This is a genomic window from Actinoplanes sp. L3-i22 (assembly GCF_019704555.1).
Classification (GTDB): Bacteria; Actinomycetota; Actinomycetes; order Mycobacteriales; family Micromonosporaceae; genus Actinoplanes.
Genome location: NZ_AP024745.1, coordinates 10,238,522 through 10,251,016, shown reverse-complemented (window position 1 = coordinate 10,251,016; position 12,495 = coordinate 10,238,522). Strand labels below are relative to the sequence as shown.

Here is a 12,495-nt window from a genome sequence, read left to right as displayed (position 1 = left end):
TGGTCGTTCCGGTGGGGTGGGGCCGGACGGGACGATTCTCGGCATGGAAGCCATTGAGGTCACCGGACTTCGGAAGACATACAAGGGCAAGGACGCGGTTCGCGGGATCGACCTGACTGTCGCCCGTGGGGAGATCTTCGCGCTGCTGGGGCCGAACGGGGCCGGCAAGACCACCAGCGTCGAGATCCTGGAAGGGCACCGGCGGCGCAACGGCGGGGACGTGCGGGTGCTCGGCGAGGATCCGGGCACGGCGGGGCAGGCCTGGCGGTCGCGGATCGGGATCGTGCTGCAGGACGCCGACGACGCGGCCGATCTCACGGTGGCCGAGATGGTGCGGCACGTGGGCGGGTTCTACGCGGGGGCGCGGGGGACCGACGAGGTGATCGAGCTCGTCGGGCTGACCGAGAAGCGGGGCAGCAAGATCCGGACGCTGTCCGGTGGGCAGCGGCGCCGGGTGGACGTGGCGCTCGGCATCGTGGGGCGGCCTGAGCTGCTGTTCCTGGACGAGCCGACGACCGGGTTCGACCCGGCGGCGCGGCGGCAGTTCTGGGACCTGATCCGGACGCTGGCCGGGGACGGCACCACGATCCTGCTGACCACGCACTACCTGGACGAGGCCGAAGCGCTCGCGGACCGGCTCGCGGTGCTGGCCGACGGGCGGATCGTGGCCGAGGGCACCCCGGCGACGCTCGGCGGGCGGGCCGCGGCCGGCTCCAAGGTCTCCTGGCAGGAGGGCGGGCGGATCCGGACCGAGCAACTCGCCGACCCGAGCGAGCTGATCCGCAAGCTGGCCTCGGACGGGACCGACCTGCGGACGCTCACGGTTACCCGGCCGACCCTCGAAGACACCTACCTGACCCTGATCGGAGCACAGCGATGACGGCCACCAGCCCGGAGCGGAACACGGGGACGACCGCGAACCCGGACGGGAGCGTCGCGGGCCAGGGCGCGAGCGGCGCGGGTGCGGGGGCTGGGCGGGCGCCGGGGTCGCTGGGGATGAGTTTGAGCCGTGGCTACGTCGAGGTGGTGCAGTTCTTCCGGGACCGGACCGCGGTCGTGTTCACGTTCCTGTTCCCGGCGATGCTTCTGCTGCTGTTCGGGACGATCTTCGGGGACTCCTCCGAGCAGCCCGGGGTCAGCGCCGGCCAGATCTACGCCGCGAGCATGCTGGCCTACGGCATCCTGACCACCGGCTTCGTGACCATGGGTTCGGGGCTGGCCCTGGATCGCGAGGACGGCACGCTCAAGCGTCTGCGCGGCACGCCGCTGCCGGTGTCGGCGTACCTGATCGGGAAGTTGATCCTGGTCTTGACCTTGAGCATCGCCGAGGCGGCGCTGCTCATCCTGGTCGGCACGCTGTTCTTCGACATGCCGCTGCCGGACGCCAGCCACTGGCTCACCTTCGCCTGGTTGCTGATCCTCTCGGTCACCGCCTGCTCGCTGCTCGGTGTCGCGGTCAGCGCGATCGTCAAGCACGCCCGCAGCGCCGGCGCGATCCTGAACGTGCCGGTGGTGGCGATGAACTTCATCTCCGGCGTCTTCATCCACCCGATCACCCAGCTGCCGTCCTGGCTGATCACCGTGGCCTCGTTCTTCCCGATCAAGTGGATGGCGCAGGGCTTCCGGTACGTGTTCCTGCCGGACAGCATGAAGTCCATGGAGGCGGCCGGCTCCTGGGAGCTGGGCCGGACGGCGATGGTGCTCGGCGCGTGGTGTGTGATCGGATTGGTGCTGTGCCTGGCGACCTTCCGGTGGAGCGAAAAGGACCGATGACCGAGTCGGCCACCGTCCACGTCGCCTATTCGCGCTGGTGGGACATCTACTTCTTCGTGATCGCGGCCGCCAACGCGGCCGCGGTCGTCGGCTCCGCGGCGACCACCGGGGAGAAGGCGATCGGGCTCGTCGCGATCGCCGGGATGGCCACGCTGCACGCGGGGCTCGGCTGGCGGGTGGCGCGCGGCATCGACGGTCCGCTTTCGATCACGGTGCTGGCCGTGCAGGTCGTGCTCTTCGTGGTGGCCGCGGCTACCGTGCCGGTGGCCTCCTGGCTGCTGTTCGCGATCATTCCGCTGATCTTCCAGCTGGCTCCGGTCCGCCTTGCCATCGCTACGGTTGTGCTGGTCACCTCGGTGCCGACGGTGGTCGATCTGATCACCGGCGAGGGCAACTGGAAGATGGACCTGGTGATCTCGGCGATCTCCGCGGTGGGCGGGATCTGGCTCGGGATGTGGATCATCCGGGTGATTCAGCAGAGCACCGAGCGGGCGAAACTGATCGCCGAGCTGGAGGCCAGTCGCGCCGAGAACGCCCGGCTCTCCCACGAGGCCGGCGTGATCGCCGAGCGCACCCGCCTGGCCGGCGAGATCCACGACACCCTGGCGCAGGGCTTCACCAGCATCATCACGCTGATCCAGGCCGCCGATCCGGCGCTGCGGGACGAGCGCCTGGCGCTCGCGGTTCGCACCGCGCGGGAGAATCTGGCTGAGAGCCGGGCCATCGTCGCTGCTCTCGCACCCTCCGCTTTGGCTTCCGGACTGCTTGATTCGGTACGACGTCAAGCGTCCCGTTTCGGTGAGGAGACCGGCGTGCCGGCCGGGTTCCGGGTCACCGGTGACCCCCGGGACCTGCCGACGCCCGTCGAGGTGGTGCTGTTGCGGGCGACCCAGGAGGCGCTGGCGAACGTGCGCCGGCACGCTCACGCGAACGAGGTGGCGGTGCTGCTCGCGTATTCGCCCGGGTCGGTGCGGCTGGTCGTCCGGGACGACGGGTGCGGGTTCGAGCCGGCCGGCACCGGTGGGTTCGGGCTGCCCGGGATGCGCCAGCGTGCCGAGCAGGTCGGCGGCACGCTGAGCGTCCGCAGTGACCCCGACACCGGAACCACGATCGAACTGGAGATCCCGGCGTGACCCGCCCGGCGGCGACAAAGGCAACGAGAGAGGTTCTCGCGTGATCCGGATTCTGCTTGTCGACGATCATCCGGTGGTGCGGATGGGGCTGCGCGGCATGCTCGACGCCGAGCCGGACCTGACCGTGATCGGGGAGGCGTCGGACGGGGTGGAGGGCACCGAGATCGCGCTGCGGGAGCGTCCCGACATCGTGCTGATGGACCTGCGGATGCCCGGCGGCGACGGGGTGGAGGCGACCGGCCGGATCCTCGCCGGGAACCGGGAGATCCGGGTCATGGTGCTGACCACCTACGAGTCGGATCGGGACATCCTGCGCGCGATCGAGGCCGGGGCCAGCGGATACCTGCTCAAGGACGCGTCGCCGGCCGAGCTCGCGGACGCGGTGCGGGCCGCCGCGCGCGGGGAGACCGTGCTCGCGCCGAGCGTGGCGTCGACGCTGATCCGGCAGGTGCGCAGCCCCGCGCCGCCGGCGTTGTCGGCGCGCGAGACCGAGGTGCTGAAGCTGGTCGCGGCCGGTCTCACCAACGCCGACATCGGGAAGCGGCTGTTCATCTCGGAGGCGACCGTGAAGACCCACCTGCTGCGCGTCTTCAACAAGCTGGACGTCGCCGACCGCACCGCCGCCGTGACCACCGCCATGCGCCACGACCTGCTCTGACGACGACGCAGCCGCCACCGGCCGGCCGACTGACCGACGGGCCGACCGCTCACGCTTGCCGGCTGGCGCTGAGTGCTGTGGCAGGGCGCCGAAGGCAGCCCTGAGCACCAGCCGGACCCGGGAAGCGAGGCTGGGCCTTGCGCGGGCCGCTGCCTCGCGGGCCTGCTCGTGGTCAGTCCTGGTCGGACGTGGGCGGGGTCGACGGGTTTCCGCAACCAACGGCGGCGGGGTCGACGGGTTTCCGTGACCAACGGCGGACGTCGCCCTGGAGGGTCTCGCGTTCTGGGCGCCCCGCGCCCTGCGAGGCCCGGAAGGGTCCCCGCGGGAGCGACGATCAGTTATTGGCCGCAGCGTAGGCAATCAAGAATTTGATCTTCGAAGTTGGCCCCGGTGATCAGCTCATCGGGCCGGCGGAGGTGCGCCCCGGCAATCGATCGGACGGCGGGGCGCTGCCGCTGATCGATGAAACGCGGGAAACCGGAATTCCCCTCATATACCGCTAATGGGGCAGCTACATTACCGGTGGCGCGGCAGGTATCCGCTGCTCAGTGCGCCTGATGACCGCTCTAGGGGGCCGAAATGCGGGAACGACCGAGTCATCAGCCACCGATCCGTCTCTGGGCGCCGCACCGGTTCCGGCTGGCCGTCTCGATCGTGGCCGCGGCGGCGGCCGGACTCGTCCCGGGCGCTGTGGTGCTGCCCGCCCCGGCGATCGCCGCGCCCGGCGACATCGTGATCGACGCGGACATCGAGGACAACGAGGACGGGACGTTCACGTTCCAGGTGCGCCGGGTGGGTCCGTCGACCGGGACCTACACGCTGGGCTATCGCGCGATCGGGGACCCGACCGCGGAGCATCCGGCCACGCCCGGCCTGGACTTCACCGCGATCAGCGGCACCACGACGTTCAACGCGAGCACCCGGGACGTGGTGAAGCGGCTGACCGTGCAGGGCAAGGCCGACTCGACCGACGAGTACGACGAGTCGTTCGTGCTGCAGCTGATGGATCCGACGCTCACGACGGTGACCGACACGGCGTACGGGTCGATGCTCGACACCGACGCGGAGCCGACGTACACGCTGGGTACGCCGGTGACGGTCGGTGAGAGTGATCCGGCCGCGGTCGTGACCGCCACGCTGTCGCACTTCTCGGCCAAGTCGATCATGATCCCGTACAGCACCGCCGACGGATCGGCCACCGCCGGGGAGGACTACACCGCGGAGCCGGCCGGGGCGCTGGCGATCGCTCCCGGGGTGTCCAGCGGCACCGTGAGCGTGCCGATCCTGCCGGACGCGCTGGACGAGACGTCGCCCGAGACGTTCACGGTGGTCGGCGGGGTGCCGACGAACGCGACCGAGGGCACGCCCACCACCGCGACGGTGAACATCACCGACGACGACTCGCCGCCCGTGGTGTCGGTCGAGGCGGCGCCGGACGCCGCCGAGGGGGACACGCTGCACTTCGTGGTCAGCCTGGACGCGCCGTCCAAACTGCCGGTGACGGTCCGGGCGGACACCTCGGGCGGCACGGCGTCGCCCGGGACCGACTACGCCGCGGTGACGAACCAGACCCTGACCATCCCGGCCGGCCAGCAGAACGCGATGATCGACGTGCCGACCGTCGCGGACGCCTTCGTCGAGGGGCAGGAGACCGTCGGGGTCACGCTCAGCAGCCCGGTGAACGCCACCCTGGGCACCGCCAGTGTCACCGGCAAGATCGTCGACAACGCGATCACGCTGACCCCGGTCGGCACGCTGGCCGAGGGAAACTCCGGGACCCACGTCCAGCAGTACGACGTCAACCTCACGGTCGCACCGCAGGCGCCGGTCAGCGTCGGCTACACGGTCGTGGGGGACTCCGCCACCGACGGCAAGGATCTCGACAACACGTCGGGAACGCTCACCTTCGGGGTCGGCGAGAAGCACAAGACGATCGACGTCACGATCCACGGCGACAACGTGTACGAGCCCGGCGACGAGACGTTCGACATCGCGCTCACCAACCCGGGCGGCGCGCCGATCTCCGGATTCGGCACCACCCCGGTGACCATCCCGGACGACGACACCGAGCCGACGCTGGTCTCGGTCTCCAGCATCTCCCGGCCGGAGGGCAACGGCACCGCCACGTTCGTCGCCACGCTGAGCAACCCGAGCAGCCAGACCGTCACCGTGGACGTCGCCGCGACGCCGGGGACGGCCACCACCGGTGGGGTCACGCCGGGCTCGGACGACTACACCCGGGCGTCGGCGACGCTGACGTTCCCGGCCGAGTCGATCGCGCTGGACATCCCGGTGACGATCAACGCGGACACCGTGTTCGAGACCGACGAGTCGGCGACGATCAGCGCCACGCCGAACGCCGGCGTCCTCGGTTCGACGGTGGACGGGACGCTGACCCTGCAGAACGACGACCAGGCGCCGTCGGTCACGCTGGCCCCGCCGGCCGCGACCGAAGGGGACGGACCCGTCACCGTGACCGCGACGGTGACCGGCTCGGCCCAGGCCTCGATCAACTGGACCGCGGATCTGACCGGCGGGACCGCTCAGGGCGCCGACTTCGACAGCAGCTCGGCGACGCTCTCCGGCACGCTCCTCCCGGGCGTCTCCTCCATCGCGCTCGGCACCATCGCGGTGGTGGACGACGACATCGACGAGGATGACCAGACCGTCAAGATCAATGTGACGCTCGGTAGTCAAGCCGCGGTGTCGGGCAACCTGACGATTCATGATGATCCGCTCAACACGCCGCCCGCGATCACCATGTCGGCGGCCCAGTCCGTCGCCGAGAACGCCGCCAGCCCGCTCGACATCCCGGTGACCCTGGACTGGACGGGCAGCACCGCCACCAAGTCCGAGAAGTCGATCACGGTCCAGTACGGGACCGCCCCGGGCACTGCCCTCGCTCCCGGCGACTACACGACGACGGGTGGCACGCTCACCTTCGGCGCGCTGGGCAACCCGGAGAACATCCCGGTGCCGCTCGTCGACGACAGCGCCTACGAGCTCTCCGAGCACTTCGACGTCAACCTCAGCAACGCGACCAACGCCACCATCGCGGTGCCCACCGACGTGGTCACCATCAACGACAACGATCCCGCGCCGGGGTTCACCGTCTCCAGCCCGGGGGCGGTGGCCGAGGGCGGCTCGCTCACCTACACGGTCACGCTGGCCGCGCCGGCCGTGGCGGACATCCACTTCACCGCGTCGATGGCGGGCGTGACGGCCGACGTGGCCGACTACACCCTGGCGAACAGCACGTTCACGATCCCGGCGGGGGAGACCACGGCGACCGTGGTGGTGCAGACCACCCCCGACGTCCTGTACGAGGGTGACGAGACCGCCACCCTGTCGATCGCCCGGGCCGGCGGCGAGAACAACGCCACCGGAGCGCAGGTGGACCGCACGGTGACGATCACCGACGACGACCCGATCCCGACCCTCACGCTGAACACCCAGGACGCCGCCGAGGGCAACTCGGTGGACGTGATCGCGACCGTGCACGGCGTCGCCCAGGCGGCCATGACCTTCACGGTCGCGGCGGCCGGGGACTCGTCGAACGGCAGGGTCGCGGCGGACGTGGCGGACTACACCGCAAACCTGCCCGACCTGGTGGTGCCCGCCAACACGACGTCCGGGCACGCCTTCACGGTCGGTTCGATCGACTTCGCCGACGACACGATCGACGAGGACGAGCAGTACGTCGGCGTCACCCTGAGCAACGCCACGCATCCGTCCGCCGCGCCGGTCTCCTCGGCGTACGGCATCGACGACGACGTGGCCGACCTGCCCCCGCTCATCGTCCCGGACGGCACGGTGAGCGTCGCGGAGGACGACGGCACCGCGACCGTGCCGGTCACGCTGCAGTTCAGCGGGTCGACGACGGCGACCGAGAAGACCGTGTCGGTGAACTGGTCGGCCGACTCCGGTACCGCCATGCCCGACGAGGACTTCCAGGGGACCTCCGGGACGATGACCTTCGCGGCGGGCCAGACCAGCAAGTCGGCGGACGTGGCCCTGATCGACGACGCCTTCTACGAGCTGGACGAGACGTTCGACGTCAATTTCAGCAACCCGCAGGGCGCCGATGTCGACCCGGCCGTCACCACGGTGACGATCACCGACGACGACAGCGCCAACAAGCCGGGCTTCACCGTCGAGCGCGTCCAGCCGGCCGACGGGGTCACCGTGATCACGCCGGGCACCCCGATCCCCGAGGGCGACTCCGCCGTCTACAAGGTGGAGCTGGCCGCGCCCGCGGTCGCGGACGTCCACCTCGACGTGACGATGGTGAACGGGACGACCCACAACGACGACTACCACCTGACCGACGTCGCGATCACCATCCCGAAGGGTGGCATGCTGGCCGCGATCAACCTGCACACCACCCCCGACACGATGTACGAGGGTGACCAGACGGCCACGCTGCACGTCGCCCTGGCCGGGAGCGAGACCAACGCGACCGGCGGCCCGATCGACACGGCGGTGACCATCGCCGACGACGACGCGAAGCCCACGCTGTCGGTCTCCTCCAACGGCGGCGACGAGGGTGGCACGGCGCCGGTGATCGGCATCCTGCAGGGCAGCGCCGAGGTCGCCATGACCTACACGCTGAACTTCGCCCCCAGCACGACTAGCGGCATCCTCGCCGCCGATCCGGCTGACTTCACCGCCACCCCGGCCACGGTCGTGGTCCCCGGGGGCACCGCGTCCGGGAGCATCCTGCCGCTCACGTCGGTCCCGGTCCTGGACGACGACAAGGACGAGGACGTGCAGTTCGTCGGCGTCACCGTGCACAACTCCACGGTGTCCGGGGTCACCGACGTCTACACCGACTTCCCGCTCTACGATGCCCCGGACGACCTCCCGCCGGTGATCGTCGCCCCGGGCCCGCAGTCGTTCGCGGAGGGCGTCGGCACGGCGAACGTCCCGGTCACGCTCGACTTCAGCGACAGCGCCGCGACCAGCACCGAGAAGACCGTCACGGCGGACTGGGGCACCGACCCGGACACGGCCGGCGACGGGACCGACTTCACCGCGGCGACCGGGACGCTCACCTTCGCTCCCGGCGACACCAGCGAAGACGTTCCCGTGGCGATCATCGACGACGCCGTCTACGAGCTGTCCGAGACCTTCGACGTCGGCCTCGCCAACGCGTCCAACGCGAGCGGGATCGACCCGGCCGGCACGACGGTGACGATCACCGACGACGACAGCGCGCACAAGCCGGTCTTCAGCGTGTCGGCCTCGCAGCCGGTGAACGAGGGCGGGAGCACCTTCTACACGGTGTCCCTGGACGTGGCGGCGCCCGCGGACCTCCACTTCACGGCCGCGATGGCCGATGTGACGACCAGCGCCGACGACTACACCGCGCCGGCCGGCACGTTCACCATCCCGAAGGGCCAGACCTCGGTCGAGGTGGAGGTGGCGACCACCGCCGACGAGATCTACGAGGCCGACGAGACGGCCACCCTGTCGATCGCGCTGGCCGCCAACGAGGTGAACGCGACCGGGGCGCAGGCGGATCGCACGGTGACGATCACCAACGACGACCAGGCGCCCACGCTGACGCTGATCCCGGCCGAGGGCGCGGAGGGCGGCACGGTCGCGGTCAAGGCGACGGTGACCGGAACCGCCCAGTCCGCGACGACCTACTCGCTGACCCTCGCCGGGGACTCGCTGGCGGGCGATCCGGCCGAGGGCGCCGACTACACCGACAGCGGACTGACGTTCCCGCTTCCGCCGGGCACGCCGTCCGGCACCGAGGTGACCCTGCGGACGGTCCCGCTGCTCGACGACACCGTCGCCGAGGAGACCGAACACCTGCTGGTCAGCGTGCACAACGACACGGTGGCCGGGGTGGCCGACGTGACCGGCGGCTATCAGATCACCGACGACCCGGACGACCGGGACCCGAAGATCGCCATCCCGGCGAACACGCCGGTGGCCGAGAACGACGGTCCGGCGGTCGTCCCGGTCACGCTCGACTTCAGCGACAGCTCGGCGTTGAGCACCGAGAAGCAGATCCAGGTCGACTACCAGACCAGCAGCGGCAGCACGGACGGCAGCGCCGACGCGATCTCCGACTACGACCCGCAGAACGGCACCCTGACCTTCGCGCCGGGTGAGACCAGCAAGGACATCGAGGTCGGGATCGGCGACGACGGCGCCTACGAACTGGACGAGTCGTTCGGCGTCGACCTGAGCAACCCGCAGAACTCGGACGGTCTGGTCCGCCCGAGCGGCACGGTCACGATCACCAACGACGACACCCCGGCGCCGGGATTCACCGTCTCCGACCCGGTCGTCGCCGACGAGGGCGACGTCGCGCAGTACACGATCACGCTCGACGAGCCGGCCGCCGCGACGGTCACCTTCGACGCGACGATGGCCGACGTCAGCACGCACACCGCGGGCGGACATCCGGGCTGGGACGACTACACGCTCTCGGACGCGCACCCGACGATCGCCAAGGGCGAGACCACCGCGACGGTGCAGGTCGAGATCAACAACGACGATACGTACGAGGCGGACGAGCAGGCCACGCTGACCGTCGCCCCGGCCGCGACCGAGCTGAACGTGATCGGGGCGGCGCAGGACCGCGGCCTGACCATCCACAGCGCCGACGCGGTCCCGGTGATCGCCCTCAACGGCGGTGAGGGCGCCGAGGGCGGCAGCCTGGACGTCGTCGCCACCCCGACCGGCGTGGCCGAGAACGATCTGACGTACTCGCTCACCGCGGCCGCCGACGCCACCAACGGTGCGGATGGGGCGGAGCCGAGCGACTACACCCTGACGCCGGGCGGCGGTTCGTTCACCCTGCCCGCCGGCCAGACCGCGCCGCTCACCGTCCGTACGCTCGGACTCGCCGACGACACCGTCGACGAGGTGACCGAAACGGTCAAGATCACCGCGACCAACACCGGCGTCCCGGCCGCCGGAGCGGTGTCCGCGCTGTACCGGATCACCGACGACCCGAACGACAAGCCGCCCGCGGTGGCCCTCGGGGGTCCGGTGACCGTCGCCGAGGGCGCCGGGACCGCGACCGTGCCGGTGAGCCTGGTCTTCGACCCGGCCCGCACCGCCGCCACCTCGACCGAGCAGTCCGTCTCGGTCGCCCACCAGACCGTCGCCGGCACCGCGAGCGCCAACGACTACGGCGTCGCCACCCCGAACCCGCTGGTCATCGCGGCCGGCGGCAGCGGCGGCACGATCAGCGTGCCGATCGTCGACGACCTGCGCAACGAGATCAGCGAGACGTTCCAGGTCCAGGCGACCGCGGTCACCCCGGCCGACGCCGCGATCAGCACCGCCACCAGCACGATCACCATCACCGACAACGACCAGAACGTCCCGCTGCCGACCTTCTCGGTCACCGGCGGGACCGCCGCCGAGGGCTCGGGCAACGCGACGTTCACCGTCGCGCTGACCGTTCCGGCCCAGGACGACGTCGACCTCACCGTCACCACCCAGAACGGCACCGCGACCGGCGACGACTTCCGGGCGCCGGCCGGCACGCTGCGCATCCCGATGGGCAGCCGGACCGGCACGATCACCGTCCCGATCGTCCAGGACGCCGTCTACGAGGGCGACGAGTCCGCGGCGATCACCGTCGCGCTGGCCGCCGGCGAGCGCGACGCCACCGGACCCGCGCAGGTGGGGTCGCTGACCATCGTCGACGACGACGCCCGGCCGACGATCACGCTGCGGCCGGCGACCGGCGCCGAGGGGGAGACCCTCGAACTGCGCGGCACGGTCACCGGGGTCGCGCAGCGTGACCTCGACATGGGCACCGTGAAGATCGCCGGCTCGGCGACCGGGGATCCGGCCGAGCCGGGCGACTACGACGACGACCGCCTGGGCTCGCTCAGCCTGCCCGGCGGCACGCCGGACGGCACGGTGGTCACCCTGGGCACGATCGGTCTGGTCGACGACACCGTCGACGAGGACACCGAGGGCTTCACCGTCACTGCCGGTGACGTCAGCGCGGACTACCGGATCACCGACGACCCGGACGACCAGACGCCCGGGGTCACCATCGCCGACGGTTCCGCGGCCGAGGACGACGGCACGGTCACCCTGCCGGTGACGCTGGTCTTCGCCAAGGGCACCACCGGCACCGAACGGACCGTGACGCTGCCCTGGCGGACCGTCGCCGGCACGGCGCTCGCCGACGAGGACTACACCGACTCGTCCGGCACGCTCACCTTCGAGCCCGGCACCGATCAGTCGACGATCACCGTGCCGATCATCGACGACAAACAGAAAGAAACCGACCAGAGCTTTGCCGTACGTCTCGGCGACCCGTCCCCGAGCGACGTCGTCCGAGCCCGGACGCAGGCGACGGTGACCATCGCGGACAACGACCGGGCGACCGTGCCGACCCTGGCGCTGAGCTCCGCCGTCCTCACCGGCAGCGGCCGGGTCGCGATCAGCGGCAAGGCCGGCGCCGGGTCCAAGGTCGAGCTGCTCGCCGCGGCCGGCACCAGCGGCGGGACGTTCCGGGTGGCGCAGACCACGACGGCCGACAAGGAGGGCGCGTTCACCTTCGCGCCGACCCTCAACAACGGATACCGGCTGATGGCGCGGGCCGACGGGCTCACCTCGCCGGTGCGTACCGTGCAGGTCCGCCAGGACCCGGCACTGACCGCGACCAGCGGGGCGAAGGGCGCGGTGACCCTGCGGGTCAGCGGCGACCCGGACCAGCCCGGGCAGGACGTCAGCGTGCAGCGCCTGGTCAGCGGCTCCTGGAAGACCGTGGAGAAGGGCGCGCTGAACGCGGCCGGGACGTTCACGGTGACGACGCGGGGGTTGAAGTCCGGGACGACGTACTCGTTCCGCGCGGTGATCGCCGCGACCGCGTCGCTCGGCATCCTGGGCGGCACGTCGGCGTCCCGCTCGGTAAGGGTCCGCTGACCCGCCCGCGGCCGTTCG

Annotated in this window: 5 protein-coding genes; all 5 read left to right on the top strand. The window is 71.0% G+C overall.

Annotated features, from left to right (window positions below; all coding sequences use genetic code 11):
• Window positions 1–43: 43 nt before the first annotated feature.
• The 5 genes from L3i22_RS45410 (at window position 44) to L3i22_RS45390 (ending at window position 12,477) form a co-directional block, all read left to right on the top strand.
• A complete protein-coding gene (locus L3i22_RS45410) occupies window positions 44–880 on the top strand; it encodes an ABC transporter ATP-binding protein (RefSeq protein WP_221323610.1) in 837 nt (278 codons plus the stop codon).
• A gap of 116 nt (window positions 881–996) precedes the next feature.
• Window positions 997–1,773 (top strand): ABC transporter permease, encoded by a 777-nt coding sequence (locus L3i22_RS45405; RefSeq protein ID WP_221323609.1) that lies wholly within the window; start codon window positions 997–999, stop codon window positions 1,771–1,773.
• Window positions 1,770–2,906 carry a sensor histidine kinase gene (locus L3i22_RS45400; RefSeq protein ID WP_221323608.1) on the top strand — a complete coding sequence of 379 codons (1,137 nt, stop codon included), beginning with the start codon at window positions 1,770–1,772 and terminating at the stop codon, window positions 2,904–2,906. Before L3i22_RS45405 ends, L3i22_RS45400 begins: the two co-directional genes overlap by 4 nt.
• Before the next feature lie 40 nt (window positions 2,907–2,946).
• Window positions 2,947–3,564 carry a response regulator transcription factor gene (locus L3i22_RS45395; protein ID WP_221323607.1) on the top strand — a complete coding sequence of 206 codons (618 nt, stop codon included), beginning with the start codon at window positions 2,947–2,949 and terminating at the stop codon, window positions 3,562–3,564.
• A gap of 579 nt (window positions 3,565–4,143) precedes the next feature.
• Window positions 4,144–12,477, top strand: a complete 8,334-nt coding sequence (locus L3i22_RS45390; protein ID WP_221323606.1) for a Calx-beta domain-containing protein — start codon at window positions 4,144–4,146, stop codon at window positions 12,475–12,477.
• Window positions 12,478–12,495 lie beyond the last annotated feature (18 nt).